Raw genomic sequence first — 26,841 nt, forward strand, 5'->3', positions numbered from 1 at the left:
CTATTAAGGTTTTCATAGATGGACATGCAATCCCGAATTCGCCAGCTTTTTCAGGCCAGCATCGACACCAAGCAACAGGCGATGGATGTTGTTGCACCCCACATAGAGCAAGCCAGCCAAGTGATGGTCAACGCCCTGCTCAACGAGGGCAAGATGCTCGCTTGCGGTAATGGCGGTTCGGCTGGCGATGCCCAGCACTTTTCCTCGGAGCTGCTCAACCGTTTCGAACGCGAGCGACCGAGCCTGCCCGCCATCGCGCTGACCACGGACACCTCCACCATCACCTCCATCGCCAACGACTACAGCTACAACGAAATCTTCTCCAAACAGATTCGCGCGCTGGGTCAGCCGGGCGATGTGCTGCTGGCGATTTCCACCAGCGGCAATTCGGCGAACATTATTCAGGCCATTCAGGCCGCACATGATCGTGAAATGATTGTCGTAGCCTTGACCGGTCGCGATGGCGGCGACGTTGCGTCGTTGCTGTTGCCGGAGGACGTTGAAATCCGCGTCCCGGCGAAAGTCACCGCACGTATCCAGGAAGTCCACCTGCTGGCGATCCACTGCCTTTGCGACTTGATCGACAGCCAACTGTTCGGGAGTGAAGAATGATATCCAAACGTCTTAGCCTGCTGGCCCTGACGCTCTGCCTGGGCATCAGCGGATGCAGCTCGGTGATCAACGCCAGCCGTGAAGCGCCGATCGATGACGATCGTGGTACACGCACCTTCGGCAGCAAGATCGACGACTCGCTGATCGAGACCAAGGTCGCGGTCAACATCGCCAAAGCCAGCCCTGACCTGGACAACGCATCACACATCGTCGTGACCAGCTTCAACGGCATCGTCCTGCTGGCCGGCCAGACCCCGCGCGCCGACCTCAAGCAACTGGCCGAGCAAACCGCCAGCCAGGTGCAGAAGGTCAAGAAGGTCAACAACGAACTGCAGGTCACCGGCCCGTCCTCGATGCTGGCGCGCAGCAATGACGCCTGGCTGACGAGCAAGATCAAAACCGAGATGCTCACCGACAGCACCATCCCGGGCTCGCGCATCAAGGTCGTGACCGAGAACGGCATCGTCTACCTGCTGGGCCTGCTGACTCAGGCCGAAGCTACCCGCGCCACCAACCTGGTGCAAGGCGTCGGCGGCGTGCAGAAGATCGTGAAGCTGTTTGAGTACATCGACTGAGGGTGTGGCAAGAGCCAATCGGCGCGCACAAAAAAGGCGATCCCTCGGGATCGCCTTTTTCGTTACTGCAGAAGCGACTTACTTGACCACTTTCAGACTCGGCCGGCCCGTAGGGCGTGGTGGCTCGTCGTTCGGTGGAGGCATGTCGTCTTCGACGTCCAGATCTTCGTCTTCGTCCACAGCAGGCTCCAGATCGAAGACCATGCCCTGCCCGTTCTCGCGGGCATAAATGCCCATGATCGCGGCAATCGGCACATACAAGCTGTGGGGAACGCCACCGAAGCGGCCTTCGAAACTCACCGCGTCGTTGTCCATGTGCAAATGGCGCACGGCGCTCGGTGAAATGTTCAGAACGATCTGCCCGTCATTGGCAAAGCCTTGCGGGACTTGCACCGCCGGAAACTCGGCATTGACGAGTACGTGCGGTGTGCAATCGTTATCCACGATCCACTCATACAAAGCGCGGATCAGATAAGGGCGACTGGAGTTCATCAAACGGCTCCTAAGGCCTTAGCGCATGTCGCGTTCGACACCAGACAGACTTGCCTGAAATGCCTCACGCGCAAATTGGCGCTCCATGTAGTCAAGCAGCGGCTTGGCGGGCCGCGGCAATTCGATACCCAGAATCGGCAGGCGCCAGAGTATGGGCAATAGACAGCAGTCGACCAGACTTTGCTCGTCGCTCAGGAAAAAAGGCTTATCCGCGAACAACGGCGATACGCCGGTCAGACTTTCGCGCAGCTCCTTGCGCGCCTGAACACGTGCGGCTTCTTTGCTGCGCGGGTCCAGAATCAGATCCACCAGACCGCACCAGTCGCGCTGAATCCGGTGGATCAGCAAGCGGCTGTTGGCACGCGCCACCGGATAGACCGGGAGCAGCGGCGGATGGGGATAACGCTCGTCCAGGTATTCCATTACCACCGTCGACTCGTACAACGCCAAGTCGCGATCAACCAGGGTCGGCACGCTGCCGTACGGATTCACCTCGATCAATTTGGGCGGATGACGGCCCTCGACAACTTCAATGATCTCGGCGCTGACACCTTTCTCGGCGAGCACAATGCGCACGCGATGGGAATAGTGGTCGGCGGGGTCGGAGTAACAGGCCAACCGATTGGTCACGCCCATGGCGGTCCTCCTCGCTTGTAGATATTCAAAAAGCAGAAATACGGATGCGCCGCGAGGGCGCTTTCGGCGACGTCCACGATGATCAGGTGTTCAACGCGGGCGACAAGATAGCTCATTTACTCAAGGTAGATTCTGCAATCTTCAGCCCGCCACTATACCCGCTCTGCACGGATTACCTGAAACAGCGCAGCAGCAGGTGGCCGAGACATGCGAATCCGACGCCTGCTCAACGGATGTCTTTCCAGAATTCACGCTTGAGCAGCCAGGCCAGGATGCACAACACGGCGAGGTAAAGCAGCACGTAGGTGCCGATGCGCTGGTGCTGAAGCTTGTCCGGATTGGCCGAGTAGGCAAGGAAGGTGACGAGGTTCTTTACCCTCTCGTCGAACTGCGCGTTGGTCAGCGTGCCGGTGTTGGGCACGATGATCAGCTGATCGCAGGCTTCGCGATTCAGGGGCGTGTCGGTGTGTTTTTCCCCGCCCTCGACGTGCTGAACTTCCTTGCAGGCGAGCCTTTGACGCCCCTGAAGCCCTTCCAGCACGTTGGGCATGGCCACGCTGGGGAAAACGGTGTTGTTCACGCCCCAGGGCCGCGTCCGGTCCTCGTAGAACGAACGCAGGTAGCCATAGAGCCAGTCCGTTCCGCGAACGCGCGCGACGAGGGTCAGATCGGGCGGTGCGGCGCCAAACCAGGCTTTTGCATCCGCGGGCTGCATGCCGATGGTCATGTGGTCGCCGATCTTCGCCCCGGCAGGCGCCAGCTTCTCCAGCATCCGCTCGTGGGGAATGCCGAGGTCGTCTGCAACGCGCTCGTAGCGCTGGAACCTGGCGCTGTGGCAACCCATGCAGTAATCGACGAACGTCCGCGCGCCATCCTGCAGGGCGGACTTGTCGGACACATCGATATCAACGCCTTCAAGGCCCGCGCCATGCTCATCAGCGAACGACAGCGCCGGCAACATGGCCATGAGCAAGACGACGAGCACCTTTTTCATCAGCTCGTCACCCTGTCCGGCACCGGCTTCGTCCGCTCCAGGCGCGTGTAGAACGGCATCAGGATGAAGTTGGCGAAATACAGAAAGGTGCAGACTTGTGACAGCAATGCGCGCCCGGGGCTTGGCGGCAGAACGCCCAGCACCCCGAGCGTCACGAAGCACACGCAAAACACCGTTAGCCCCGCGCGGCTCAGCCAACCCTTGTACCGCATCGATTTGACCGGGCTGCGGTCAAGCCACGGCAGCACGAACAGCAACGCGATGGCCGTACCCATGGCCATGACGCCGAGAAGCTTGTCCGGGATGGCGCGCAAGATCGCGTAGAACGGCGTGAAGTACCAGACCGGCGCAATGTGCTCCGGGGTCTTGAGTGGGTTCGCTGGCTCGAAGTTGGGCTGCTCGAGAAAGTAGCCGCCCATCTCCGGGAAGAAAAACACCACCGAGCAAAAGATGAACAGAAACACCACGACGCCGAGCAGATCCTTGACCGTGTAGTACGGGTGGAAGGGAATGCCGTCCAGCGGGTTGCCGTTCTCATCCTTGTACTTCTTGATGTCGACGCCGTCGGGGTTGTTCGAGCCCACTTCATGCAGCGCCAGAATATGCAACACCACAAGCCCGAGGATCACGATTGGCAGCGCCACGACGTGCAGCGCGAAGAAGCGGTTGAGGGTGATCCCGGAGACCAGGTAATCACCGCGGATCCACTGTGCGAGGTCGTTGCCGATCACCGGAATGGCGCCGAACAGGGAAATGATCACCTGCGCGCCCCAGTACGACATCTGTCCCCACGGCAGGAGGTAGCCCGTGAACGCCTCGGCCATCAGTGCCAGATAAATCAGCATGCCGAAGACCCAGACCAGCTCCCGCGGCTTCTGATAAGAGCCGTACAGCAGGCCGCGGAACATGTGCAGGTAGATGACGATGAAGAATGCCGACGCGCCGGTCGAATGCAACAACCGCAGGATCGAGCCGTATTCGACGTCGCGCATGATGGACTCGACCGAGGCAAAGGCTCCCTCTGCCGTGGGCGTGTAACTCATCGTCAGCCAGATGCCCGTGAGGATCTGGTTCACCAGCATCAGGAGAGCCAGCGCACCGAATATATAGAAAAAATTCAGGTTTCTGGGCACGTAGTACTTGCTGAGGTGGTTTTCCCACATTGAGGTCGCGGGGAAGCGCGCATTGATCCAGTCCATGAGCCTGCTCATCACGCTTCCCCCTGATCCACACCAATGACGATGATTGAGTCCGACTCGTAGGCATGCGGCGGCACTGGCAGATTCAGCGGTGCAGGCTGCGCCTTGTACACGCGTCCGGCCAAATCGTAACGGGAGCCGTGGCAGGGACAGAAATATCCGCCAACCCAGTCCTTGCCCAAGTCAACGGGGGCGACTTCGGGGCGAAACGTGGGCGAGCAGCCGAGATGGGTGCAGATGCCGACCAACAGCAGAATTTCCGGCCGGATGGAACGCACCACCGGATCGACGTAACCAGGCTGGGTGGAGGCCTTTGACTCGGGGTCGGAGAGCTGGCCGGCAAGTTGGCCCAGACGAGAAAGGATCTCGGGCGTACGACGGACAATGAACACCGGCTGCCCGCGCCATTCGGTGATCATCTGCTGGCCGGGCTCGATCTTGCTGATGTTGACTTTGACAGGCGCTCCCGCAGCCCTGGCCCTGGCGCTCGGGAACCATGAGCCCACGAACGGCACGGCGGCACCGACCGCTCCTGCTGCACCCACCACAGACGTGGCCGTCACAAGGAAGCGACGCCGGCCCGTGTTTACGCCGTCATTGCCCATGGCGCCCTCTCCCGTCAGCATCCGAGTTCTCCTTGACCAGGCCCTCGGAATCAATAAAAGACAGCCATAAAAAAACGCCCAGCTTCGTATAGAAACTGAGCGTTCTTTTTGAACGGAAGCGAATTAACGCTTCGAGTACTGCGGACGCTTACGCGCTTTACGCAGACCGACTTTCTTACGTTCAACTTCGCGAGCATCGCGAGTGACGAAGCCTGCTTTGCGCAGAGCGCCGCGCAGGGTTTCGTCGTACTGCATCAGAGCGCGGGTGATACCGTGGCGGATTGCGCCAGCCTGACCACTCACACCACCGCCGATGACAGTGACGTAGATGTCGAATTTCTCGACAGTCTGAGTCAGTTCCAGCGGCTGACGAACTACCATGCGGGCAGTTTCGCGACCGAAGAACGAGTCCAGGGAACGGTTGTTGATGGAGATGTTACCGGTGCCCGGACGCAGGAAAACGCGAGCGGTTGCGGTCTTGCGACGGCCAGTGCCGTAATTTTGAGTCGCCGACATAATGAACTATTCCGTTAAAACTTCAGTTCTTGGGGCTGCTGAGCAGTATGAGGGTGTGCAGCGCCCGCATAGACTTTCAGCTTACGATACATGTCGCGACCCAGCGGGTTCTTAGGCAGCATGCCTTTGACCGCGGTCTCGATCACGCGCTCAGGAGCTTTGGCGATCAGCTTTTCAAAGTTGATCGACTTGATCCCGCCCGGGAAACCGGAGTGAGAGTAGTAGATCTTGTCGGTGGTCTTGGCACCGGTCACACGGATCTGCTCGGCATTGATCACGACGATGTAGTCGCCAGTGTCAACGTGCGGAGTGTATTCCGGCTTGTGCTTGCCACGCAGACGGCTCGCGATTTCAGTGGCCAGACGACCCAGGGTCTGACCAGCAGCGTCGACGACGAACCAGTCGCGCTTTACTGTTTCCGGTTTAGCGGTAAAAGTTTTCATTCTTTATAGCCTCAAAGGCCGCCCTGAAAAATAGACGGCGGAGCATACTCATTAGTACGGTCTTTGACAAGTCAAAGGCCGCCGGGCACGAACGCTATAGGGGGCTCGGGTCAGCGCGTTCGATCGCAGCGGTTTCTTTTGGCGCGGGGCATCACTCCAGCGACAAAGAGGAGCGGAATTATGCAGATTGCGAAAAAAATTTCAACCTGCTTTTATGGCTGTTTTAAACAGGAGAGCCAAATGGACTACCGCCAACTGGGCAGAACCGACCTCAATGTCAGCGCAATCTGCCTCGGCACCATGACTTGGGGCGAGCAGAACAGCCAGTCCGAGGCCTTCGCGCAGATCGAACGGGCCAAGGCCGCCGGCATCAATTTCATCGACACCGCCGAGATGTATCCGGTCCCGCCGAAGAAAGAAACCTACGCCAGCACCGAGACCATCATCGGCAACTGGTTCAAGCAGAGCGGCGACCGCGCTGACTGGATCCTCGCCAGCAAGATCGCCGGTCCCGGCAACGGCATCGATTACATTCGTGACGGCCAGCTGAAATTCAACCGCGATCACATCGTCGCTGCGCTGGATGCGAGCCTGAAACGCCTGCAGACCGACTACCTCGATCTGTATCAATTGCACTGGCCTGAGCGCAGCACCAACTTCTTCGGCAAACTCGGTTACAACCACAGCGAGGAGCACTTCACCCCGCTGCTGGAAGTGCTTGAAGCGCTGGACGAACAGGTCAAGGCCGGCAAGATCCGCCACGTCGGTCTGTCCAACGAAACGCCATGGGGCACCATGAAGTTTCTTGCTGAGTCCGACGCCCATGGTCTGACGCGCCCGGTGTCGATTCAGAACCCCTACAACCTGCTCAACCGCAGCTTCGAGGTGGGTCTGGCAGAAGTGGCGATTCGCGAGCAATGCGGCCTGCTGGCCTACTCGCCCATGGCCTTCGGGATGTTGTCTGGCAAATACGCCGACGGCGCCCGTCCTGCCAAGGGCCGTCTGAGCCTGTACAGCCGCTTCACGCGCTATTTCAATCCGCAATCGGAAGCGGCCTGCGCGCGTTATGTTGCACTGGCTCGCGAACACGGTCTTGATCCGGCTCAAATGGCCCTGGCGTTCGTGACCGGGCGCAGCTTCGTCACCAGCAACATCATCGGTGCAACGACGCTGGAGCAGTTGGAAAGCAATCTGGCGAGCGCGGAACTGGTGCTGTCGGATGAAGTGCTGGCGGGCATTGAAGCGATTCACAAGGATCAACCGAATCCTGCGCCTTGATCGGTGATTGCGTGATCGCTGATTGACTGTGGAACCGCAGAGGGTCTTTACAAGGCCCCTCTGGGGTTCAGCACAGGATTACAGAGACCGGGCGATGATCTCTTTCATGATTTCGTTGGTCCCGGCATAAATCCGCTGAACTCGCGCGTCCGCCCATGCCCGGGCGATCGGGTACTCCCACATGAAACCGTAGCCGCCATGCAGCTGCACGCATTCATCCAGCACCTTGCACTGCAGGTCGGTTGACCAGTATTTCGCCATGGCTGCCGTCGGCACATCCAGCTTCCCTTCCAGATGCAACTCCAGGCATCGATCAATGAACGTACGACCAATCTGAACTTCGGTAGCAATTTCGGCCAGTTTGAAGCGGGTGTTCTGGAAGTCGATGATGGCTTTGCCAAACGCCTTGCGCTCACGCGTGTAATCGAGCGTCCACTGCAAGGCTGCTTCGGCGGAGGCAATGGCGCCGATGGCGACCGTCAGACGCTCCTGGGGCAGTTCCTGCATCAGATAAGCGAAACCCATCCCGGCCTGGCCCAGCAGGTTCTCCCTGGGCACTCTGACGTCCTGAAAGAACAATTCCGACGTGTCCTGCGCCTTCATGCCGACCTTCTCCAGTCGCTTGCCCTTCGCGAAGCCTGGCGTGCCTGCTTCCACGACAAACAGACTGGTGCCCTTCGCGCCCGCCTTGGGGTCCGTCTTCGCGACCACGATCACCAGATCGGCAAGAAAACCGTTGGTGATAAACGTCTTCGAACCATTGATGACGTACTGGTCGCCATCCAGCACCGCAGTGGTCTTGACCCCTTGCAGGTCGGAACCCGCGCCGGGCTCGGTCATCGCGATGGCAGTGACCAGCTCCCCCGAGACCAGCTTGGGCAAATAGTTGAGCTTCAGCGCCTCGCTTCCGTAATGCAGGATGTACGGCGCGACGATGTCCGAATGCAGGGAAAAGCCGATGCCGGTCAGGCCGAGGCGGGAAATTTCTTCGATCACCACCGTGGTGTAGAGAAAATCCGCGCCCATGCCGCCGTACTCTTCCGGCAGATGCGAACACAACATGCCCTGCTCCCCTGCCCGGTTCCACAGCGTGCGGTCGATGTGGCCCTGCTTCTCCCACTGGGCATGAAAGGGCACCGCGTGCTGTTCGAAGAACTTGCGCACGCTATTTCGGAAAAGCTCGTGCTCTGAGCTGAAGAGTGTTCTGGGAAGCATGGCTGCACCTGACGCGAAGGATTGTCGGACAAAACGTCAGCAGAGCGTAGGCGCAGCGGGTTGATGGCGACACTGGACACATCCGACAAAAAATAAGACGATCACGCCGTTGCTTGACCACTTTCCCATATAAGAACAAAAGACTATGTCTATCCAACCAAACGCGCCGTTGCGGCGTGTCAGCATCCTTGCGATCGATGGAATTTTTGCCTCCACGCTCATGCAAGCCAAAGATTTCTTCCACCTCGCCAGCCTGCGCTACGGCAAGCAGTTGGGACAGGGCTTCAAGCCGGCCTTCGAAACCCGACTGGTCAGCCCGGACGGCAAGGAAGTCCGCAGTTTCAGCGACGTCGTGATCCCTGTAGACGGCCTGCTTGAACACAGCGACATCATCATCCTTCCCGCCTTTGTCGAAGACTTCGACACCCTGCGTGAACGCTACCCGCAAATCCTGCCGTGGCTGCGTGAGCAACATGCGCGCGGCGCCGTGCTCTGCGGTGAAGCCAGCGGCGTGTTCTGGCTGGGAGACGCGGGATTGCTCGACGGCAAGGAAGCGACCACCTACTGGCGGTTCTTCAACGAATTCGCCGAGCGCTTTCCGAACGTGCTGCTGAATCAGGAAAAGCACCTCACCGACGCCGATAACCTGTATTGCGCAGGCGGCACGATTTCAGCGTGTGATCTGTACATCTACCTGATCGAGCGCTTCTGCGGCGCCCATGTCGCGCAGACCGTCGCCCGCGACATTCTCTATGAAGTGCAGCGCAGCTACGCACCGGGACGGATTGGTTTTGGCGGGCAGAAGCTGCACCAGGACGTGATCATCCTGCAGATTCAGCACTGGCTTGAAGAGCACTTCGCCGACAAATTCCGTTTCGAGGATGTGGCCCGCGAGCACGGCATGAGCATCCGCAACTTCATGCGCCGCTTCCAGACCGCAACGGGCGACAAGCCGCTGCATTACCTGCAACGGCTGCGCATCGAAACCGCAAAGGGCTTGCTGTCGGGCTCACGCAAGAGCATCAAGACCATCAGCTATGAAGTGGGCTACGACGACGCCAGCTTCTTCGCGCGCCTGTTCCGCCAACACACCGACCTTTCACCGAACCAGTACCGGCAGCAGTTTCAGCAGGCGGCCTGAAAGCAGCTTCAAGCGGCAAGTTTCAAGCTGCAAGTGGCGGTGTGACCACTTGCGGTTTACCGCTTGAGGCTTGCAGCTGCCACCTAGGGCTTATGCGCCCGCGACAGGAATTCGTGGGACTGCATTTCCAGCAAACGGCTGAGGGTGCGCTGGAATTCGAAATTCAGGCGGCCGCCGGTGTACAGGTCTTTCAATTCGACTTCCGCCGAGATGATCAACTTGACGTTGCGGTCGTAGAACTCGTCGACCATGTTGATGAACCGGCGCGCGATGTCGTCGGTGGTCACGCTCATCTGCTCAACGCCGCTGAGCAGCACCGCATGGAAGATCTTGCCGAGTTCGATGTAATCATTCTGGCTACGCGGCCCGTCGCACAGCTCGCGGAAGTCGAACCACGCCACGTCGTCGCATGTACGGATCGCCTTGATCTGCCGGTTCTCGATGATCAGCACATCGTTCTCGATGGCCTTGGTGCATTCCGGAGTCAGCGCGCGGAAGCTTTTGCGCATGCTCTCCTCTGCCGCTTCGTTCAGCGGGAAGTGGAACAGCTCGGCTTGCTCCAGGTGACGCAGGCGATAGTCGACGCCGCTGTCGACGTTGACGATTTCGGTGTTTTGCTTGATCAGCGCAATCGCCGGCAGGAAACGCGCACGCTGCAGACCGTCCTTGTACAGACCGTCGGGAACGATGTTCGACGTCGCGACCAGGGTCACACCGTTCTTGAACAGCTCTTCCATCAGTGTGCCGAGGATCATCGCGTCGGTAATGTCCGATACGAAGAATTCGTCGAAACAGATCACCCGCGCTTCTTCGGAAAACTGCTTGGCGATCAGGGTCAGCGGGTTCTTCTCGCCCTTGAGGTTTTTCATCTCCTCGTGCACGCGCTTCATGAAGCGGTGGAAGTGCGTGCGCGTCTTGTCTTCAAACGGCAGCGCTTCGAAGAAGGTGTCGACCAGGTAGGTCTTGCCCCGGCCCACACCGCCCCAGAAATACAGCCCCTTCACAATGGGGGCTTCTTTCTTGCCGAACAGCTTGCCCAGCAGTCCCGGCTTGCGGTCATGGGCGGCGACCAGATCGTCGTACAGACGCTGCAGATGTCGCACCGCATTCTCTTGCGCGGCGTCGTGGAAAAAGTCCGGACGCTTCAGGTCAGCTTGGTATCGTTCTAGAGGGGTCATAGTCGCTTGCAAGGGAGCAAAAACGGGCCGTCACTGTAGCGATGGCCCATTGGAATGGCAATTAATCCTGTTGTGGCGCGAGCGCCAGTTTCAGGCTCTCGATCGCGGCGTCACGGGCGGCGGCATCGGCGAACGCCGGGCTGTCGGCGACGCAGGCATCACTCAGCCACAGGGTGAAGGCATCGCCTTCGGGCCGAATGTCCAGCTCACCGCCCTGCTGCAGCTGTTTGGTCACGGCGCCGGCCGCCTTGCCGTCTGCGAAATTGCGCGACAGCAGCAGTTGCTCGCCGTCGGCCGCCAGCAGGCGGAAGCGGAAGCTGCCGTCGTCTTCGCGGAAACTGATGAAGCGAGGGCCTTTGCTGGCCTTCTTCTTGGTCGCCGTGACGGTTTGCGCAGCGGTGCGGAATGAACGCAGGCCGACCGCTTCACGCAGCTCGCCCAGAAACGGCGTGGCCACACGACGGGCCTTCTCGGCGCCCGCTTGGAGAATGTCTTCCAGGTCGGTTGGCCGCTCGATCAGGCGATGGTAATTCTCCCGTGCCTCGCCCAACTCCGCGTCCAGCAACTGGAAAAGGCGTTGCTTGGCATCGCCCCAACCCAACCCCTGGAGCAGGTCGGCGCGGAACTCGTCGCCCTGTTCCTTGGTAGCGAATGCCTGGTACAGCGTGAACAGATGCGAAGTGTCCGGATCCTTGGCCTCGCCCGGCAGACGAGAGTCGGTGACGATGCGGGATATTGCTTCCTTCATGTCTTTGCCGCTGGTGAACAGCGGCACGGTGTTGTCGTAGCTTTTCGACATCTTGCGGCCGTCCAGGCCAGGGAGTGTCGCGACGCTTTCCTCGATCAGCGCTTCCGGCATCACGAAGAATTCTTTGCCATTGCCGAACAGGTGATTGAAGCGCTGACCGATGTCGCGCGCCATTTCGACGTGCTGGATCTGGTCGCGGCCAACAGGCACTTGATGGGCGTTGAACATCAGGATGTCGGCGGCCATCAGCACCGGGTAGCTGAACAGCCCCATGGTGATGCCGGCGTCCGGGTCTTCACCGGCTTCGACGTTCTTGTCCACCGAGGCTTTGTAGGCGTGGGCACGGTTGAGCAGCCCCTTGCCGGCAACGCAGGTGAGCAGCCAGGTCAGCTCGGGGATTTCCGGGATGTCGGACTGGCGATAGAACGTGACGCGCTCGACGTCCAGCCCTGCCGCGAGCCAGGTTGCCGCGATTTCCAGACGCGAGCGCTGAATGCGCAGCGGGTCATCGCATTTGATCAACGCGTGGTAGTCGGCCAGAAAGTAGAAAGAGTCAGCGTCGCTCTGGCGGCTGGCAACGATAGCCGGGCGGATGGCGCCGGCGTAGTTGCCCAGGTGCGGTGTGCCGGTGGTGGTGATACCGGTCAGGATACGAGTGGTCATGGCTAGTCGCTTATTTTGGGTGCTGCGATCAATTCGAAAGGCGCGGCAGAATCAGATCCTTGAGATCGGTCAGCTTGCCGTGAAAAAAGTGCCCGCATTCTGCCACTTTCAGCAGCTCATGGGGGCGCTGAAGCGTGTCAGACCACGCGTACACACGTTGTGGGTCAACGACTTCGTCGGTTTCCGGCTGAATCAGCGTCAGCGCGCCCTTGTGCGGCAATGCCTCCACGTTGGCGATGCGCATGACGGCGGGTGCGACCATGAACAGGTGCTTCAGGGTTTCGCCTTCAGCCTCAAGACGCCCGCCCAGGGTAGCCGCCACGAAACCGCCGAAGGAAAATCCGAACAGGGTCATGGGGAGGTCGGGATGCTTGTCGCGTAGCCAACTCGCCGCCGCCTGTGCGTCGTCGACTTCTCCCTCGCCCATGTCCGAGCTGCCGACGCTGGCGCCAACGCCGCGATAGTTGAAGCGCAGGGTGATCAGACCGGCATCGCGCGCAGTGCGCTGCAGCGTCGAGATCACTTTATTGAGCATGGTGCCGCCCTGAACCGGGTTAGGATGGCATATCAGCGCGATGCCCTTGGGCTCGTCCAGATCGAGGTACAACGCTTCGAGTTGGCCCACCGGGCCGTCGATGAATACAGGGGTCTCACGCATGAGCAAGAATGAACTCCGTGACCTTCAATTGGGTCGACTCGTCTAGCTGATTGTCTGTGGCTGGCAGGCTGGCGACGCGTCGCCGCTATACAGCGCAGGTTCGAGCCGTTAACGTAAAGCAAAGCCGTTTATAGAGGAAGGACTCGTGGATTACTCGCTCTTAGTTTGGTTGCTGCCGACCATCGCCCTGGTGGTTGGTGTGATCATCGGTTTCTTCGTGGCGCGCGCGCTGCCCAATGCCGTGCCCAACGGGACTCAGCGCCAGCTGGATGACGTTCAGGAGCGCTTCGATACGTATCAGAACGAGGTGATCACTCACTTCAACAGCACGGCCAATCTGGTGCAGAAGCTGTCGCAGAGCTATCACGATGTTCAGGAGCATCTGGCCGAGGGCGCCAACCGCCTGGCCACCGACGACATCACCCGTCAGCGCCTGCTGGCCGCGCTGCACCCGGACGCGCTGCATCCACACCGCGATCGCCTGACGCCACCGCGCACGGCCGCTGAACCGCCGAAGGACTACGCGCCGAAATCGCCTGACTCCCCCGGCATGCTGGATGAGCACTACGGTTTGAAAAAGTAAGAACACACGTTTCAGCAAAAGCCCGCCCTTGAGGTGATCAGGGGCGGGCTTTTTTGTGGGCGGCGGATTGACCCCGATCCGCAATGGCAAGAGAAACAAAAAACCCGCCATCACTGGCGGGTTTCTTGTTCGGCAAACGACGCTTAGATCACGCCGCGGGTCCGCAGCAGGTCCAACACCTGTTTGACGCTTTCTTCGACGTTCAGCGACTGCGTGTCGATGACCAGGTCGGCGTCCAGCGGGACGTCGTACGGGAAGGATTCACCCGGGATGTTGTCCTTGTCGGCGGCGTAGAGCCCTTGCGGATCACGCTCACGACAGGCCTGCGGCGAGGCCTGAACGTACACGGTGATCAGTCGATCATCGCCGATCAGGGCCTTGGCATTCAGCCGACCGCCTGCGTCCGGCGCGACGAACGCTGCGAGGGTCAGCAGGCCTGCTTCGTTGAACTGACGCGCAACGTGGGCGGCACGACGCCAATTCTCGGTGCGACCGGCGCGATCCTGCGGCAAGCCCTTGTTAAGGTCGTGACGCAGGTTCTGGCCATCGAGGACGAACACCGCACGGCCCATGTCGAAAAGCTTGCGCTCCACGGCATACGCCAGCGTGCTTTTGCCTGCTCCCGACAAACCGCTGAACAGCACGGTTGCCGGCTTCTGGCCGAAGCGCTGAGCGCGCTCTTCTGCCGACACATGGGCCAGCGCGCCGTGATGACTCCCGCCACCCGCAACCACCGGTTTGGCGATGATCATCCCGGCCGCCACAGTGCCGTTGGTCAAACGGTCGATGACGATGAACGCGCCCGTCGTGCGGTTGCTGTCGTAGCCGTCGAGGGCGATCGGCGCGTCCAGTGCGATCTTCACGCGGCCGATTTCATTCAGCTGCAGCGAGCTGGCAGGGCCTTCTTCCAGCGTGTTCACGTCAACACGATGGGTGATGCTGGCAATCGAACCCGGCACGTAGGACGTGGCGCGTTTGATGTCGTATTTCTTGCCCGGCAGCATTGGCTCTTCGGCCATCCACACCAGCATGGCGTCGAAGGCGTCGGCCACTTGCGGGACGTTGTCGGTATGCACCAACAGGTCGCCACGGGAGATGTCGATCTCGTCTTCCATGGTCAGCGTTACGGCCTGACCCGGGCCTGCGTGCTCCAACTCGCCTTCGAAGGTGACGATGGATTTCACGCGGCTGCTCTTGCCGGACGGCAGCACAACGACTTCGTCGCCCTTATGCACAATGCCGCTCGCCAGGGTGCCGGCGAAACCGCGGAAGTTCAGGTTCGGACGGTTGACGTACTGCACCGGGAAACGCAGGTCGGTGAAATTGCGGTCGTTGGCGATCTCGACGGTTTCGAGAATTTCCATCAGCGACTTGCCGGTGTACCAGGGCGAGCGCTCGCTCCGGTTGACCACGTTGTCGCCCTTGAGGGCCGACATCGGCACGAATTCCATGGTGGTCGGCTTCAGCGCAATGCGGTCGGCGAACGCCCGGTAATCGGCCTTGATCTGCTCGAAGATGTTCTCGTCGAAACCATTGAGGTCCATCTTGTTGATGGCGACCACGATGTGCTTGATTCCCAGCAACGACGCGATGTAGCTGTGGCGTTTGGTCTGGGTCTGCACGCCGTAGCGGGCGTCGACCAGAATGATCGCCAGGTCACAGGTAGACGCACCGGTGGCCATGTTGCGGGTGTACTGCTCATGGCCGGGGGTGTCGGCGATGATGAATTTGCGCTTGGCGGTGGAGAAGTAGCGGTACGCGACATCGATGGTGATGCCTTGCTCGCGCTCAGCCTGCAGGCCATCGACCAGCAGCGCCAGATCGACTTCGTCGCCGGTGGTGCCGGATTTTTTCGAATCACGGGTGATGGCTTCCAGGTGATCTTCGTAGATCATCTTGGAATCGTGCAGCAGACGCCCGATCAACGTGCTCTTGCCGTCGTCGACGTTGCCACAGGTCAGGAAACGCAGCATTTCCTTGCGTTCGTGCTGGCCTAGATAGGCGAGGATGTCCTCGCTGATCAATTCAGATTGATGGCTCATTGGGTTCAAGCTCCAAGCTGTAAGCTTCAAGCGGCAAGCTTGTCGGCATACAGCTAGTCAAAATTCTTCCGGTTCAAGTGAGCTTCAGCTTTTCGGCTTGAAGCTTCCAACTTGCTGCTTGCCGCTAGAAGTAGCCTTGGCGCTTCTTCTCTTCCATCGAGCCTGCGCCATCGTGGTCGATGACCCGACCCTGGCGCTCGGAAGTTCGCGTCAGGAGCATTTCCTGAATGATGTCGGTGAGGCTGGTAGCCTCGGATTCGACAGCGCCCGTCAACGGGTAGTCGCCCAGTGTGCGGAAGCGGACCTTCTTCTTGACGATGCGCTTCTTGTCCTCGTCGGACAGGTGATTACGCAGGCGGTCGTCGTCGATCATGATCCAGGTGCCGTTCATCTCGATGACTTCGCGCTCGGCGGCGAAATACAGCGGGACGATCGGGATGCCTTCGAGGTAGATGTACTGCCAGATGTCCAGCTCGGTCCAGTTGGAGAGCGGGAACACGCGGATCGACTCGCCTTTGTTGACGTTGCCGTTGTAGACGTTCCACAGCTCGGGACGCTGGTTTTTCGGGTCCCAGCGGTGCTTGGTGTCACGGAAGGAATACACGCGCTCTTTGGCGCGGGATTTCTCTTCGTCACGACGGGCGCCGCCAAACGCGGCATCGAAACCGTGCTTGTCGAGGGCCTGCTTGAGGCCCTGGGTTTTCATGATATCGGTGTGCTTCGAGCTGCCGTGGGTCAGCGGGTTGATACCCTGCGCGACGCCGTCCGGGTTCACGTGCACGATCAGGTCCAGGCCCATTTCCTCGACCATCTTGTCGCGGAAGCGGTACATCTCCTGGAATTTCCAGCGGGTGTCGACGTGCATCACCGGGAACGGCAGCTTGCCCGGGAAGAAGGCCTTGCGCGCCAGATGCAGCATCACGGCAGAGTCTTTACCGACGGAGTACAGCATCACCGGGCTATCGAACTCGGCAGCGACCTCGCGGATGATGTGGATGCTTTCCGCCTCCAGCTGTTTCAGGTGCGTCAGTTTGTCGACCATGGTTACTCACGGGATAACGTACGTGTATGGAGAGCCTGCGGGCCCTATCGAGCGAGGCACTTTATCATGGGGCCTGATTCTATTCAGCGGCGGGGATAGATCGAAACGATCTAACCATATAGCTCATGCTTTGGACCCTCGGACACTTTAAATCGGGTTCGGACAGTCGATGAACAGATGCTCCAGGGCAAAGCGCCGCGCCAGATAATCACCCAGGGCCTGCACACCATAACGCTCGGTGGCGTGGTGGCCGGCGGCAATGAAACTGATGCCGTTTTCCCGCGCGCTGTGAAAGGTCTGCTCGGACGCTTCACCGCTCAAATACAGGTCCACGCCGGCCAGCACGGCTTGATCGATGTAGCCCTGCCCGCCTCCGGTGCACCAGCCGACCCGGCGAATCATGCCGTCGCCCTCGATCAACAACGGCTCGCGCCCCAGAGCGGTTTGGACGCGGTGGGCGAAATCCCGCGGCGTCATGGCCTCGCTGAGTGAGCCCACCAGCCCGACGATGCGCGGATTGTCAGGGTCCAGCGGGCCTTCGACGGTGATCTCCAGTTGCTGGGCCAGTTGAACGTTATTGCCTACCTCAGCATGCAAATCGAGAGGCAGGTGATAGGACAGCAGACTGATGTCATGTTTGAGCAGCGTCTTCAGCCGACGCTGTTTCATGCCGGTGATGCAGGGGTTCTCGCCTTTCCAGAAATAGCCGTGATGCACCAGCACCAGATCGGCATTGGCCTCCACGGCTGCGCCCAGCAACGCCTGACTTGCGGTGACGCCGGAGACGATTCGGCTGACCTGCGGCCGGCCCTCGACCTGCAAGCCGTTGGGGCAATAATCCTGAATGCGTGCGCTACCGAGATAGCGGTCCGCTTCTTCTACCAGGGTGCTCAAGGCAACCGCCATAAAAGTCTCCTAAATATGCAGTCCAGACCGTGTCGGTCCTCGTATAATGCCGGCCATTATGGCGCAGCTAGGCGCTTCTACCTTCAGGACTCCGCTCAATGTTCAAAGCGCTGCGTTTTCTCGGCTGGCCCTTGCTCGCTGGTGTGCTTATCGCTTTATTGATTATCCAGCGCTATCCCCAATGGGTCGGGCTGCCAAGCCAGGACGTGAACCTGCAACAAGCGCCACAACAGACCTTCGTGCAACAGGGTCCAGTCTCGTACGCGGACGCTGTCAGCAACGCCGCCCCGGCCGTGGCCAATCTGTACACGACCAAGATGGTCAATAACAACAACAAACCCAACCATCCGCTGTTCGACGACCCGCAGTTTCGTCGTTTCTTCGGGGACAACCTGCCCAAACAAAAGCGCATGCAGTCGAGCCTGGGGTCGGCGGTGATCATGAGCCCGGAAGGCTACCTGCTGACCAACAACCACGTGACCTCCGGCGCCGACCAGATTGTCGTTGCGCTTAAAGACGGCCGCGAGACGATTGCCAAAGTCGTCGGCAGCGACCCCGAGACCGACCTTGCAGTGCTGAAGATCGACCTGAAGAACCTGCCTTCCATTACCCTTGGCCGTTCCGACGCTATCCGCATCGGCGACGTTGCCCTGGCCATCGGTAACCCGTTCGGCGTTGGCCAGACCGTGACCATGGGCATCATCAGTGCCACCGGGCGCAATCAGCTGGGCCTCAACACTTACGAAGACTTCATTCAGACCGACGCGGCGATCAACCCCGGCAACTCGGGCGGCGCGCTGGTGGACGCCAACGGCAACCTGACCGGGATCAACACGGCGATCTTCTCCAAATCCGGTGGCTCCCAAGGCATCGGTTTTGCGATTCCGACCAAGCTGGCGTTGGAGGTGATGAAGTCGATCATCGAACACGGCCAAGTGATTCGCGGCTGGTTGGGCATCGAGGTACAGCCGCTGACGCAGGAGCTCTCGGAATCGTTCGGGCTGAAGGATCGTCCGGGCATCGTGGTCGCCGGGATCTTCCGCGACGGTCCGGCGCAGAAGGCAGGCTTGCAACTGGGTGATGTGATCCTGAGCATCAACGGCGAGCCGGCGGGCGACGGCCGTCGCTCAATGAATCAAGTAGCCCGCACCAAACCGACTGACAAGATTGCCATTCAGGTCATGCGCAACGGCAAGGAATTGAAACTGACCGCCGAAGTGGGCGTGCGTCCACCGCAGACAACGGCGCCTGCGGCAGAGAATTGATCGGTTGCCGTTAGGCAACCGTCAGCTCAGTTCGACAAATCCCCCAGCGCATCCACCAGCGCCTGATTCTGTTCAGGCGTGCCGATGGTGATGCGCAGGAATTGCGCGATGCGCGCCTGTTTGAAGTGGCGCACGATCACGCCCTGCTCCCGCACCTTCGCCGCCAGACTGGCAGCGTCGTGCTGGGGGTGGCGGGCGAAGATAAAGTTCGCGGCCGAGGGCAGCACTTCGAAGCCCTTGCCCTCCAACTGCTCGACAAGCGCTTCACGGCTGGCAATCACGCGCTGGCAGGTGCGCTCGAAGTACTCACGGTCATCGAATGCCGCTGCTGCGCCGACAATGGCCATACGGTCCAGGGGATAGGAGTTGAAGCTGTTCTTGACCCGTTCCAGCGCTTCGATCAGGTCCGGATGCCCCACCGCGAGGCCCACTCGCAACCCGGCAAGCGAGCGCGATTTGGACAGCGTTTGAGTGACCAGCAGGTTCGGATAGCGGTCCACCAGACTGATCGCGGTTTCGCCCCCGAAGTCGATATACGCCTCGTCGACGATCACCACTGAATCCGGGCTGTTCTTGAGGATCTGCTCGACGGCATCAAGGGCCAACAGGCAGCCCGTGGGTGCGTTCGGGTTCGGGAAAATGATGCCGCCATTGGGACGCGCGTAATCTTCGACGCGAATCTGGAACTGCTCATCCAGCGGCACGGCCTCGTAGGCGACGTCATACAGGCCGCAATACACCGGATAGAAGCTGTAACTGATGTCCGGGAACAGCAGCGGCTTGTTCTGCCGGAAAAAGGCGTTGTAGGCGTGAGCCAGCACCTCGTCTGAACCGTTGCCGAGGAACACGCGATTGGCGTCGACGCCGTAGTAACGCGCTACGGCTTGCTTCAGCACGTCACTGTTGGGGTCGGGATACAGGCGCAGGTCGTCACTGACCGCAGCGCGCATGGCCTCGATCGCCTTGGGCGACGGGCCATAGGGGTTTTCGTTGGTGTTGAGCTTCACCAGCTTGGTCAGCTTGGGCTGCTCGCCCGGCACATACGGCACCAGGTCGTTGACGAAGGGACTCCAGAATTTGCTCATGCTCATTTGCCCTCTTGTTCAGTGTCGACGATGCGGTATTCGGCGCTGCGGGCGTGGGCAGTCAATGACTCGCCGCGTGCCAGTACCGAGGCCGTTTTGCCCAGGTCGGACGCACCCTGCTCCGAGCAGAAAATGATCGATGAGCGTTTCTGGAAATCGTACACGCCCAACGGCGACGAGAACCGGGCGGTGCCTGAAGTAGGCAGCACGTGGTTGGGACCGGCGCAGTAGTCGCCCAGCGCTTCGGACGTGTGGCGGCCCATGAAGATCGCGCCGGCGTGGCGAATCTGCGGCAGCCAGGCCTCAGGATCAGCCACCGACAACTCCAGGTGCTCCGGCGCAATCCGGTTGGCGACTTCCATGGCCTGATTCATGTCGGCCACTTTGATCAAGGCGCCGCGGCCATTGATCGAGGTCTGGATGATTTCCGCGCGCTCCATCGTCGGCATCAGTTTGGCGATGCTGGCGGCGACGCGATCAAGGAAGTCTGCATCCGGACTGACCAGAATCGCCTGGGCGTCTTCATCGTGCTCGGCCTGGGAGAACAGGTCCATGGCGATCCAGTCGGGGTCGGTCTGGCCGTCGCACACCACCAGAATCTCCGACGGGCCGGCGATCATGTCGATGCCCACTTGGCCGAACACGTGACGCTTGGCGGTGGCCACATAAATGTTGCCCGGGCCGACGACTTTATCCACCTGCGGGACGCTTTCGGTGCCATACGCCAGCGCTGCAACCGCCTGGGCGCCACCGATGGTGAACACGCGATCGACGCCCGCAATGCAGGCCGCCGCCAGTACCAGCTCGTTGAGCTCACCGCGCGGGGTTGGCACCACCATAACCACCTCGCCTACGCCAGCGACTTTGGCCGGAATGGCGTTCATCAACACCGAAGACGGGTAAGACGCTTTACCGCCCGGCACGTACAACCCGGCGCGATCCAGCGGCGTGACCTTCTGGCCCAGCACGGTGCCGTCGGCCTCGGTGTAGCTCCAGGAATCCTGCTTCTGCCGCTCGTGGTAACTGCGCACACGGTCAGCCGCTTTTTCGAGGGCCTGACGCTGGGCCGGCGTGATGCGGGTCAGTGCCAGCTCAAGACGCTCGCGCGGCAGAATCAGGTCGGCCATCGACGACACGTTCAGGCCGTCGAAGCGACAGGTGTATTCCACCAGCGCCGCATCGCCGCGCTCGCGCACGTTCTTGATGATGTCGAGCACACGCTCATTGACCGAGTCGTCAGACACACTTTCCCAGCTCAGCAGATGATCCAGATGACGGGCGAAATCCGGATCGGCAGCGCTGAGTCGGCGAATAGCATTGGAAGTGGTCATAGCGTGGGCCTCAATGGATGGCGATTTCTCAGATGCCGCGTATAGGCAGATGCCTAAGCTAGCAAGCCATCCGCGCGGGCACCTGAGAAATTTGGCTATGACACGGATAGCTGGGCGTGATCCTGATGAGGGTCACGCGATGCAGTCAACCGCGGTGTCGCGACTCCACGGCTGTGCGCAGGGTGTCGATCAGCGACTGAATGCGGGCGTGTTGCATTTTCATGGATGCCTTGTTCACCACCAGACGCGAGCTGATGTGGGCAATCATTTCCTGGGGTTCGAGGCCGTTGGCACGCAGCGTGTTGCCGGTGTCGACGACGTCGATGATCTTGTCGGCCAGACCCACCAGCGGCGCGAGTTCCATGGAGCCGTACAGCTTGATGATGTCGACCTGACGGCCCTGTTCGGCGTAGTAGCGCTTGGCAACATTGACGAACTTGGTCGCCACACGCAGCCGACCCTTGGGTTCGACGGCGCCGACTGCACCTGCAGTCATCAGCTTGCACTGGGCGATTTGCAGGTCGAGCGGCTCATACAGACCTTGGCCGCCATATTCCATCAGCACGTCCTTGCCCGCGACGCCGAGATCTGCAGCACCGTGCTCGACGTAGGTCGGCACGTCAGTGGCACGCACGATCAGCAGGCGTACGTCGGCCTGGGTCGTGGGGATGATCAGCTTGCGGCTCTTGTCCGGATTCTCAGTCGGCACAATGCCCGCCGCAGCGAGCAGCGGCAAGGTGTCGTCGAGGATGCGGCCCTTGGACAATGCGATGGTCAACATGGGAAACGTCAGTCCTTATCAGCAGCGCGTGCCGGGTCGCAACTGGCGCCCGACTACCTCCGGCTCAAGAAGCCAGAGTGGAACGAATCAGAAAATCCTGGCGCGATGGCCAGACACGTCGCCCGCGTCGATAACATCGACACGGGCGACCGCGCAGCTGCTGACTAGCCCGGAACGCGACGGATCTTCGCGCCCAGCATCTGCAGTTTTTCTTCGATGCACTCATAACCACGGTCGATGTGGTAAATGCGGTCGATCAGCGTGTCGCCTTCGGCAACCAGCGCCGAAATGACCAGGCTCGCCGAAGCACGCAGGTCGGTCGCCATCACTGGCGCGCCCTTGAGCTTGGTGCAGCCGGTGACGATGGCGGTGTTGCCTTCGACCTGGATCTGCGCGCCCATGCGGTGCATTTCGTACACGTGCATAAAGCGGTTTTCGAAGATGGTCTCGATGACCGCACCCGTGCCTTCGGCGATGGCGTTAAGCGAGATGAACTGCGCCTGCATGTCGGTCGGGAAAGCCGGATACGGTGCAGTGCGCACGTTGACCGCTTTCGGACGCTTGCCGTGCATGTTCAGCTCGATCCAGTCCTTGCCGGTGGTGATCTCGGCGCCGGATTCACGCAGCTTCTCGAGTACCGCTTCGAGAATCGTCGGATCGGTGTCCTTGAGTTTCACACGGCCGCCGGTTGCCGCCGCCGCCACCAGGTAGGTGCCGGTTTCGATACGGTCGGGCATGACGCGATAGGTCGCCGAACCCAGGCGTTTGACGCCATCAATGGTGATGGTGTCGGTGCCGGCGCCAGAGACTTTGCCGCCCATGGCGTTGATGAAGTTCGCCAGGTCGACGACTTCAGGCTCACGCGCGGCGTTTTGCAGGACGCTGCGGCCGTTTGCCAGGGCAGCGGCCATCATGATGTTCTCGGTACCCGTCACGCTGACGGTATCGAAGAAGAAGTTGGCGCCACGCAGGCCGCCTTCCGGCGCCTTGGCCTTGATGTAACCGCCTTCGACGTCGATCACCGCGCCCATGGCTTCAAGACCACGGATGTGCAGATCGACCGGACGCGAACCAATGGCGCAACCGCCAGGCAGTGCCACTTCGGCTTCACCGAAGCGGGCAACCATCGGACCCAGCACGAGGATCGACGCACGCATGGTTTTCACCAGCTCGTACGGAGCGACCAGGGTCTTGATGGTGCGTGGGTCGATTTCGACGCTGAGCTTCTCGTCGATGATCGGCTCGATGCCCATGCGACCAAACAGCTCGATCATGGTGGTGATGTCGTGCAGGTGCGGCAGGTTGGCGACGGTCACAGGACCATCAGCCAGCAGCGTGGCTGCGAGAATCGGCAGGGCAGAGTTTTTCGCCCCGGAGATGCGGATTTCGCCATCAAGACGAATGCCGCCAGTAATAATCAGTTTGTCCATTGGAATCTCGACGCCGTGTTGGCTCAGGTGCGCTCGGCCCATGCAGCGCGGCTGAAAAATTTCATGGTGACCGCGTGGATGCTGCCATCGGCGATCCATGGGTTCAAATGCGTGTAAATCTGCTGCTGGCGCTTGACCGGGCTCAGTGCGGCCAGTTCGTCGCTGATCACGTTCAGCTGGAAATTACAGCCTTCGCCTTCAACTTCGACCTGAATATCTGGCAACTTAGCTTCCAGGAAGCTTTTAACTTCTACGGCCTGCATGCTTAACCTCAATCGGCGCCCTACGCGCGCGGGTCGGCCATCATACAAAAAAGCCCTCTCGTTGCGAACCCTACTTTGCAGGGGCCGGACGAGGGGCTTGATCGACGAAAGCAATTAATGATGCTGCAACAGCTCGGTCAGGCCGGAGACTTGGGCGATTTCCTGCATGTCTTCAGGCAACGCGCGGACGGTGACTGACTTGCCTGCGGCCTGCGCATCACGCATGAACGCAAGGAGCAAAGCCAGGCCGACACTGCTGGACTTTTCGACGCCGGAGCAATCCAGCGTCAGGGCTGCATCGGTGTTTGACTTGATCAGCGCCGCGCCCTGCTCACGCAAGGCCGGGCCGGTCCGATAGTCGATCACGCCGGAGAGCATCAGCTCTCCGCCGCCAGCGGCAGTTACGGACGCTTGACTCATTTGACGACCTTGTCGCTGGAGCTTTCCGAGGTCTGCTTGGCCTTGGCGACTTCGCCAGCCCAACCGTCGATGGTTTTGTCCAGGTTGTTACCGTTGCGCTGCATGGCGTCAGCGAACTGATCGCGGAACAGCTTGCCGATGTTGATGCCGTTGATGATGACGTTACGCACTTTCCACTCACCGCCGATTTTGACGAGGGTGTAGGAAACAGGGTAGACCGCGCCATTGTTGCCCTTGACCGACATGTCGACGGACGTGCGATCAGCCGCTTCCTGCTTGGCCGGGGAAACGGTGATGCCCTGGTTGTTGTACTCGAGCAGCGCGTTGCCATAGAACTGGATCAGGCTGCGTTTGAAGTTTTCCTGGAAGCGTTGCATCTGCGCCGGGGTGGCGTTGCGCGAATACTTCACGGTCATAATGCTTTTGGAGATGCCGTCAGCGTCGATGACCGGGCCAACGATGCCGTTAAGTGCATCGTAGAAGGCTTGCGGATTGGACTTGTAGGTTTCCTTGTTGGCGGACAGGTCAGCCAGCAATTGCTTGGTAGTGCGATCAACCAGATCGTGAGCGGAATCGGACGCTGCTGCGTTAGCAAACAAAGGCAGGGCGGCCAGTAGCACTAAAAGGCCACGGCGCAGAATCGAGATCATGAAAAAACTCCTCATTTGGCGTCTTTGCCCACTGAATTGAGCAGGAATTTACCGATCAGGTCTTCAAGTACCAACGAGGACTGGGTGTCATGGATGACGCTGCCGTCTTTCAACAGCTGGTCATCGCCACCGACACTGATGCCGATGTATTTTTCACCCAGCAGGCCTGCGGTCAGGATGGAAGCGGTGGAATCCGAAGGCAGGTTGTTGACCCGCTTGTTCACTTCCATCGTCACACGCCCCGTGAAGGTATCGTGATCCAGATCGATTGCAGTGACCTTGCCGATGTTCACACCGGCCATGGTCACCTTCGCTCTGACAGTCAAACCGGCGATATTATCGAAATTTGCGTAAAGTTTATAAGTGTCGGTGGCGGGGCTGGCGCTCAGACCGCTGACGCGCAGGGCGAGCAGGAGCAAAGCCAGGATCCCGGCCAGCAGAAACAGGCCTACACCGGTTTCGAGGGTGCGGTTTTGCATCAGAAGTCTCCAAACATCAAGGCGGTCATAATAAAGTCCAGGCCCAGTACGGCCAATGAGGCGTAGACCACGGTCTTGGTCGTGGCGCGACTGATCCCTTCGGACGTGGGCTCGCAGTCGTAGCCCTGGAACACGGCAATCCAGGTGACGACAAAAGCGAACACGACGCTCTTGATGACACCGTTGAGTACATCATCGGAAAACGAAACGCTGTTCTGCATGTTGGCCCAGAAGGAGCCTTCGTAGACGCCCAGCCAGTCGACCGCCACCCACGAACCACCCCAGATGCCGACCACGCTGAAAATCAGCGCCAGTACCGGCAGCGAGATGAAGCCTGCCCACAGACGCGGTGCAACGATGTACTTGAGCGGGTCAACACCAATCATTTCGAGGCTGGAAAGCTGCTCGGTGGATTTCATGTTGCCGATTTCGGCAGTCAGTGCAGAGCCTGCACGACCGGCGAACAATAGAGCGGTGACGACCGGCCCGAGTTCACGCAGCAACGTCAGGGCAACCATCTGCCCAACAGCCTGCTCGGAGCCGTACTTGGCGAGAATGCTGAAACCTTGCAGCGCCAGCACCATGCCGATGAACACCCCGGACACGACGATGATTGCCAGGGACATGACGCCCACCGAATGCAACTGACGAACCAGCAGTTGAAAACCGCCGCCAATGCCGCCGCGCCCAAGCAACGCATGAACCAGAAAAATCCCTGAACGACCCAGCACTGCAACCATATCGATCGTCGAACGCCCCATCAGGCGTACGCGATCCATTAAAGACTTTCTGCGCATCAGCGCTTCCCCAAAAGATCGTCGCGATAATCCGGCGCCGGATAATGGAAAGGTACCGGCCCGTCGGGATCGCCCGTCATGAACTGACGTATACGAGGGTTATCCGACTCCATCAGTTCCTGCGGCGTGCCCTGCCCCAGCACCTGACCGTCACCGACGACATATAAATAGTCGGCGATGCTGGCGGTCTCGGCGAGGTCGTGGGACACCACGATACTGGTGATACCCAGCGCATCATTGAGCAGCCGGATCAGCCGAACCAGCACGCCCATGGCGATAGGGTCCTGCCCCACGAAGGGTTCGTCGTACATGAGGATCTGGGGATCCAGCGCGATGGCGCGCGCCAGTGCAACACGGCGCTTCATGCCACCTGAGAGTTCGTCGGGCATCAGATCGACTGCGCCACGAAGTCCGACCGCCTGCAGTTTCAGCAGGACGATGTCGCGGATCATATCTTCAGGCAGCTTGGTGTGAACCCGCAGCGGGAACGCCACGTTTTCGAAAACGTCGAGGTCGGTAAAGAGCGCGCCGCTCTGAAAGAGCACGCCCATCTGCTTGCGCGCATCGAAAAGATCGCTGCGCGAGAGTTTCGGCAAATTCTGGCCATTGACCCAGACTTCACCTGCGCTCGGACGCAGTTGTGCTCCCATCAATCGCAGCAGAGTGGTTTTGCCACTGCCCGACGGCCCCATGATGCCGGTGACTTTGCCCCGGGGGATGCGGATGTCCACATTATTGAAGATGCTGCGCGCACCGCGCTTGAAGGAAACGCCCTTCAGCTCGACCGCGTAGGCGTTATCGGCACTCATCTAAA

At 60.0% G+C, this 26,841-nt stretch carries 30 protein-coding genes; 6 read left to right on the top strand and 24 right to left on the bottom strand.

The genetic code is table 11. The features are described 5' to 3' along the window. Positions 1 to 18 precede the first annotated feature (18 nt). Entirely contained in the window at positions 19 to 612 is a 594-nt protein-coding gene (locus tag QWI20_RS11425; protein WP_065992135.1) for a phosphoheptose isomerase, read from the top strand. Next, complete coding sequence (locus QWI20_RS11430; RefSeq protein WP_346627041.1) at positions 609 to 1,187, top strand: BON domain-containing protein; 579 nt, start codon at positions 609 to 611, stop codon at positions 1,185 to 1,187. Before QWI20_RS11425 ends, QWI20_RS11430 begins: the two co-directional genes overlap by 4 nt. A gap of 78 nt (positions 1,188 to 1,265) precedes the next feature. Here the strand turns inward: QWI20_RS11430 and QWI20_RS11435 are convergent, their stop codons facing one another. The 7 genes from QWI20_RS11435 to rplM form a co-directional block, all read right to left on the bottom strand. Further along, entirely contained in the window at positions 1,266 to 1,679 is a 414-nt protein-coding gene (locus QWI20_RS11435) for a ClpXP protease specificity-enhancing factor (protein ID WP_122535926.1), read from the bottom strand. 18 nt (positions 1,680 to 1,697) lie between these two features. Then, positions 1,698 to 2,315 (bottom strand): glutathione S-transferase N-terminal domain-containing protein, encoded by a 618-nt coding sequence (locus QWI20_RS11440; protein ID WP_037014722.1) that lies wholly within the window; start codon positions 2,313 to 2,315, stop codon positions 1,698 to 1,700. 226 nt (positions 2,316 to 2,541) lie between these two features. After that, entirely contained in the window at positions 2,542 to 3,309 is a 768-nt protein-coding gene (locus QWI20_RS11445) for a cytochrome c1 (RefSeq protein WP_369305578.1), read from the bottom strand. After that, positions 3,309 to 4,520 carry a cytochrome bc complex cytochrome b subunit gene (locus QWI20_RS11450; RefSeq protein ID WP_369305579.1) on the bottom strand — a complete coding sequence of 404 codons (1,212 nt, stop codon included), beginning with the start codon at positions 4,518 to 4,520 and terminating at the stop codon, positions 3,309 to 3,311. Before QWI20_RS11450 ends, QWI20_RS11445 begins: the two co-directional genes overlap by 1 nt. Then, positions 4,520 to 5,113 carry a ubiquinol-cytochrome c reductase iron-sulfur subunit gene (gene petA / locus QWI20_RS11455; RefSeq protein ID WP_369305608.1) on the bottom strand — a complete coding sequence of 198 codons (594 nt, stop codon included), beginning with the start codon at positions 5,111 to 5,113 and terminating at the stop codon, positions 4,520 to 4,522. Before petA ends, QWI20_RS11450 begins: the two co-directional genes overlap by 1 nt. 123 nt (positions 5,114 to 5,236) lie before the next feature. Further along, complete coding sequence (gene rpsI / locus QWI20_RS11460; protein WP_065992123.1) at positions 5,237 to 5,629, bottom strand: 30S ribosomal protein S9; 393 nt, start codon at positions 5,627 to 5,629, stop codon at positions 5,237 to 5,239. A gap of 14 nt (positions 5,630 to 5,643) precedes the next feature. Beyond that, positions 5,644 to 6,072 (bottom strand): 50S ribosomal protein L13, encoded by a 429-nt coding sequence (rplM, locus tag QWI20_RS11465; RefSeq protein WP_019693576.1) that lies wholly within the window; start codon positions 6,070 to 6,072, stop codon positions 5,644 to 5,646. Between the two features lie 240 nt (positions 6,073 to 6,312). Here rplM and QWI20_RS11470 point away from each other — a divergent pair, with 240 nt between their 5' ends. Continuing rightward, on the top strand, positions 6,313 to 7,350 hold the full coding sequence (locus QWI20_RS11470) for an NADP(H)-dependent aldo-keto reductase (RefSeq protein ID WP_369305580.1): 1,038 nt from the start codon (positions 6,313 to 6,315) through the stop codon (positions 7,348 to 7,350). 78 nt (positions 7,351 to 7,428) lie between these two features. Here QWI20_RS11470 and QWI20_RS11475 read toward each other — a convergent pair whose 3' ends face one another. Further along, complete coding sequence (locus tag QWI20_RS11475) at positions 7,429 to 8,565, bottom strand: acyl-CoA dehydrogenase family protein (RefSeq protein ID WP_369305581.1); 1,137 nt, start codon at positions 8,563 to 8,565, stop codon at positions 7,429 to 7,431. Positions 8,566 to 8,785: 220 nt separating this feature from the next. Here QWI20_RS11475 and QWI20_RS11480 point away from each other — a divergent pair, with 220 nt between their 5' ends. After that, positions 8,786 to 9,706, top strand: a complete 921-nt coding sequence (locus QWI20_RS11480) for a GlxA family transcriptional regulator (RefSeq protein ID WP_369305609.1) — start codon at positions 8,786 to 8,788, stop codon at positions 9,704 to 9,706. Positions 9,707 to 9,789: 83 nt separating this feature from the next. Here the strand turns inward: QWI20_RS11480 and zapE are convergent, their stop codons facing one another. The 3 genes from zapE to QWI20_RS11495 all read right to left on the bottom strand — a co-directional run bounded on the left by zapE (position 9,790) and on the right by QWI20_RS11495 (position 12,953). Further along, positions 9,790 to 10,884, bottom strand: coding sequence for a cell division protein ZapE (zapE, locus tag QWI20_RS11485; RefSeq protein WP_369305582.1), 1,095 nt, complete (start codon positions 10,882 to 10,884; stop codon positions 9,790 to 9,792). A gap of 61 nt (positions 10,885 to 10,945) precedes the next feature. Beyond that, positions 10,946 to 12,295, bottom strand: a complete 1,350-nt coding sequence (locus tag QWI20_RS11490) for a tryptophan--tRNA ligase (protein ID WP_369305583.1) — start codon at positions 12,293 to 12,295, stop codon at positions 10,946 to 10,948. Between the two features lie 28 nt (positions 12,296 to 12,323). Beyond that, entirely contained in the window at positions 12,324 to 12,953 is a 630-nt protein-coding gene (locus tag QWI20_RS11495; RefSeq protein WP_369305584.1) for an alpha/beta hydrolase, read from the bottom strand. Between the two features lie 145 nt (positions 12,954 to 13,098). On the opposite strand from QWI20_RS11495, the gene QWI20_RS11500 reads away from it, so the two are divergent. Further along, positions 13,099 to 13,536, top strand: a complete 438-nt coding sequence (locus QWI20_RS11500) for a YhcB family protein (protein WP_065992106.1) — start codon at positions 13,099 to 13,101, stop codon at positions 13,534 to 13,536. A 143-nt stretch (positions 13,537 to 13,679) separates the two neighbouring features. Here QWI20_RS11500 and cysN read toward each other — a convergent pair whose 3' ends face one another. From cysN to QWI20_RS11515, 3 genes are all read right to left on the bottom strand, one after another. After that, positions 13,680 to 15,578: a sulfate adenylyltransferase subunit CysN gene (gene cysN, locus QWI20_RS11505; protein ID WP_369305585.1), complete on the bottom strand. Its 1,899-nt coding sequence runs from the start codon at positions 15,576 to 15,578 to the stop codon at positions 13,680 to 13,682. 124 nt (positions 15,579 to 15,702) lie between these two features. Further along, positions 15,703 to 16,620, bottom strand: a complete 918-nt coding sequence (cysD, locus tag QWI20_RS11510) for a sulfate adenylyltransferase subunit CysD (protein ID WP_369305586.1) — start codon at positions 16,618 to 16,620, stop codon at positions 15,703 to 15,705. Positions 16,621 to 16,767: 147 nt separating this feature from the next. Beyond that, entirely contained in the window at positions 16,768 to 17,526 is a 759-nt protein-coding gene (locus QWI20_RS11515; RefSeq protein ID WP_369305587.1) for a Nif3-like dinuclear metal center hexameric protein, read from the bottom strand. A gap of 98 nt (positions 17,527 to 17,624) precedes the next feature. Here QWI20_RS11515 and algW point away from each other — a divergent pair, with 98 nt between their 5' ends. Further along, positions 17,625 to 18,791 carry a Do family serine endopeptidase AlgW gene (algW, locus tag QWI20_RS11520; RefSeq protein WP_192171777.1) on the top strand — a complete coding sequence of 389 codons (1,167 nt, stop codon included), beginning with the start codon at positions 17,625 to 17,627 and terminating at the stop codon, positions 18,789 to 18,791. 26 nt (positions 18,792 to 18,817) lie between these two features. On the opposite strand, the gene hisC is transcribed toward algW, so the two are convergent. From hisC to QWI20_RS11570, 10 genes are all read right to left on the bottom strand, one after another. Then, positions 18,818 to 19,876: a histidinol-phosphate transaminase gene (gene hisC, locus QWI20_RS11525; RefSeq protein WP_369305610.1), complete on the bottom strand. Its 1,059-nt coding sequence runs from the start codon at positions 19,874 to 19,876 to the stop codon at positions 18,818 to 18,820. A gap of 2 nt (positions 19,877 to 19,878) precedes the next feature. Continuing rightward, the gene (gene hisD / locus QWI20_RS11530) at positions 19,879 to 21,207 is read right to left on the bottom strand and encodes a histidinol dehydrogenase (RefSeq protein ID WP_369305588.1); all 1,329 of its coding nucleotides are present in this window, start codon (positions 21,205 to 21,207) and stop codon (positions 19,879 to 19,881) included. 145 nt (positions 21,208 to 21,352) lie between these two features. Further along, entirely contained in the window at positions 21,353 to 21,988 is a 636-nt protein-coding gene (gene hisG, locus QWI20_RS11535; RefSeq protein ID WP_369305589.1) for an ATP phosphoribosyltransferase, read from the bottom strand. 164 nt (positions 21,989 to 22,152) lie between these two features. Then, positions 22,153 to 23,418, bottom strand: coding sequence for a UDP-N-acetylglucosamine 1-carboxyvinyltransferase (gene murA / locus QWI20_RS11540; RefSeq protein WP_122536135.1), 1,266 nt, complete (start codon positions 23,416 to 23,418; stop codon positions 22,153 to 22,155). 23 nt (positions 23,419 to 23,441) lie between these two features. Then, a complete protein-coding gene (locus tag QWI20_RS11545) occupies positions 23,442 to 23,681 on the bottom strand; it encodes a BolA family protein (RefSeq protein WP_065992095.1) in 240 nt (79 codons plus the stop codon). Positions 23,682 to 23,795: 114 nt separating this feature from the next. Next, the gene (locus tag QWI20_RS11550; RefSeq protein WP_369305590.1) at positions 23,796 to 24,101 is read right to left on the bottom strand and encodes a lipid asymmetry maintenance protein MlaB; all 306 of its coding nucleotides are present in this window, start codon (positions 24,099 to 24,101) and stop codon (positions 23,796 to 23,798) included. Then, positions 24,098 to 24,751 (bottom strand): phospholipid-binding protein MlaC, encoded by a 654-nt coding sequence (locus QWI20_RS11555; RefSeq protein WP_282369007.1) that lies wholly within the window; start codon positions 24,749 to 24,751, stop codon positions 24,098 to 24,100. The genes QWI20_RS11550 and QWI20_RS11555 overlap by 4 nt, the downstream gene beginning before the upstream one ends. Positions 24,752 to 24,762: 11 nt before the next feature. Beyond that, the gene (gene mlaD / locus QWI20_RS11560; protein WP_369305591.1) at positions 24,763 to 25,230 is read right to left on the bottom strand and encodes an outer membrane lipid asymmetry maintenance protein MlaD; all 468 of its coding nucleotides are present in this window, start codon (positions 25,228 to 25,230) and stop codon (positions 24,763 to 24,765) included. Then, complete coding sequence (mlaE, locus tag QWI20_RS11565) at positions 25,230 to 26,027, bottom strand: lipid asymmetry maintenance ABC transporter permease subunit MlaE (RefSeq protein ID WP_192171784.1); 798 nt, start codon at positions 26,025 to 26,027, stop codon at positions 25,230 to 25,232. Before mlaE ends, mlaD begins: the two co-directional genes overlap by 1 nt. Further along, positions 26,027 to 26,836: an ATP-binding cassette domain-containing protein gene (locus QWI20_RS11570; RefSeq protein WP_122535907.1), complete on the bottom strand. Its 810-nt coding sequence runs from the start codon at positions 26,834 to 26,836 to the stop codon at positions 26,027 to 26,029. Before QWI20_RS11570 ends, mlaE begins: the two co-directional genes overlap by 1 nt. Between the last annotated feature and the right edge of the window lie 5 nt (positions 26,837 to 26,841).

It is taken from the genome of Pseudomonas sp. W2-17 (genome assembly GCF_041060445.1).
Classification (GTDB): domain Bacteria; phylum Pseudomonadota; class Gammaproteobacteria; order Pseudomonadales; family Pseudomonadaceae; genus Aquipseudomonas.

Excerpts from the sequence above, each read along its gene's own strand:
- QWI20_RS11450 (WP_369305579.1), bottom strand. The coding sequence starts at position 4,520 with ATGAGCAGGCTCATGGACTGGATCAATGCGCGCTTCCCCGCGACCTCA.
- cysN (WP_369305585.1), bottom strand. The coding sequence starts at position 15,578 with ATGAGCCATCAATCTGAATTGATCAGCGAGGACATCCTCGCCTATCTA.
- murA (WP_122536135.1), bottom strand. The coding sequence starts at position 23,418 with ATGGACAAACTGATTATTACTGGCGGCATTCGTCTTGATGGCGAAATC.
- rplM (WP_019693576.1), bottom strand. The coding sequence starts at position 6,072 with ATGAAAACTTTTACCGCTAAACCGGAAACAGTAAAGCGCGACTGGTTC.
- QWI20_RS11435 (WP_122535926.1), bottom strand. The coding sequence starts at position 1,679 with ATGAACTCCAGTCGCCCTTATCTGATCCGCGCTTTGTATGAGTGGATC.
- QWI20_RS11555 (WP_282369007.1), bottom strand. The coding sequence starts at position 24,751 with ATGATCTCGATTCTGCGCCGTGGCCTTTTAGTGCTACTGGCCGCCCTG.
- QWI20_RS11545 (WP_065992095.1), bottom strand. The coding sequence starts at position 23,681 with ATGCAGGCCGTAGAAGTTAAAAGCTTCCTGGAAGCTAAGTTGCCAGAT.
- QWI20_RS11490 (WP_369305583.1), bottom strand. The coding sequence starts at position 12,295 with ATGACCACTCGTATCCTGACCGGTATCACCACCACCGGCACACCGCAC.
- QWI20_RS11440 (WP_037014722.1), bottom strand. The coding sequence starts at position 2,315 with ATGGGCGTGACCAATCGGTTGGCCTGTTACTCCGACCCCGCCGACCAC.
- QWI20_RS11515 (WP_369305587.1), bottom strand. The coding sequence starts at position 17,526 with ATGGCGGTTGCCTTGAGCACCCTGGTAGAAGAAGCGGACCGCTATCTC.
- rpsI (WP_065992123.1), bottom strand. The coding sequence starts at position 5,629 with ATGTCGGCGACTCAAAATTACGGCACTGGCCGTCGCAAGACCGCAACC.
- QWI20_RS11445 (WP_369305578.1), bottom strand. The coding sequence starts at position 3,309 with ATGAAAAAGGTGCTCGTCGTCTTGCTCATGGCCATGTTGCCGGCGCTG.
- QWI20_RS11475 (WP_369305581.1), bottom strand. The coding sequence starts at position 8,565 with ATGCTTCCCAGAACACTCTTCAGCTCAGAGCACGAGCTTTTCCGAAAT.
- QWI20_RS11470 (WP_369305580.1), top strand. The coding sequence starts at position 6,313 with ATGGACTACCGCCAACTGGGCAGAACCGACCTCAATGTCAGCGCAATC.
- hisD (WP_369305588.1), bottom strand. The coding sequence starts at position 21,207 with ATGACCACTTCCAATGCTATTCGCCGACTCAGCGCTGCCGATCCGGAT.
- algW (WP_192171777.1), top strand. The coding sequence starts at position 17,625 with ATGTTCAAAGCGCTGCGTTTTCTCGGCTGGCCCTTGCTCGCTGGTGTG.
- QWI20_RS11570 (WP_122535907.1), bottom strand. The coding sequence starts at position 26,836 with ATGAGTGCCGATAACGCCTACGCGGTCGAGCTGAAGGGCGTTTCCTTC.
- hisC (WP_369305610.1), bottom strand. The coding sequence starts at position 19,876 with ATGAGCAAATTCTGGAGTCCCTTCGTCAACGACCTGGTGCCGTATGTG.
- mlaE (WP_192171784.1), bottom strand. The coding sequence starts at position 26,027 with ATGCGCAGAAAGTCTTTAATGGATCGCGTACGCCTGATGGGGCGTTCG.
- QWI20_RS11480 (WP_369305609.1), top strand. The coding sequence starts at position 8,786 with ATGCAAGCCAAAGATTTCTTCCACCTCGCCAGCCTGCGCTACGGCAAG.
- QWI20_RS11495 (WP_369305584.1), bottom strand. The coding sequence starts at position 12,953 with ATGCGTGAGACCCCTGTATTCATCGACGGCCCGGTGGGCCAACTCGAA.
- petA (WP_369305608.1), bottom strand. The coding sequence starts at position 5,113 with ATGGGCAATGACGGCGTAAACACGGGCCGGCGTCGCTTCCTTGTGACG.
- QWI20_RS11430 (WP_346627041.1), top strand. The coding sequence starts at position 609 with ATGATATCCAAACGTCTTAGCCTGCTGGCCCTGACGCTCTGCCTGGGC.
- mlaD (WP_369305591.1), bottom strand. The coding sequence starts at position 25,230 with ATGCAAAACCGCACCCTCGAAACCGGTGTAGGCCTGTTTCTGCTGGCC.
- zapE (WP_369305582.1), bottom strand. The coding sequence starts at position 10,884 with ATGACCCCTCTAGAACGATACCAAGCTGACCTGAAGCGTCCGGACTTT.
- QWI20_RS11425 (WP_065992135.1), top strand. The coding sequence starts at position 19 with ATGGACATGCAATCCCGAATTCGCCAGCTTTTTCAGGCCAGCATCGAC.
- hisG (WP_369305589.1), bottom strand. The coding sequence starts at position 21,988 with ATGTTGACCATCGCATTGTCCAAGGGCCGCATCCTCGACGACACCTTG.
- cysD (WP_369305586.1), bottom strand. The coding sequence starts at position 16,620 with ATGGTCGACAAACTGACGCACCTGAAACAGCTGGAGGCGGAAAGCATC.
- QWI20_RS11550 (WP_369305590.1), bottom strand. The coding sequence starts at position 24,101 with ATGAGTCAAGCGTCCGTAACTGCCGCTGGCGGCGGAGAGCTGATGCTC.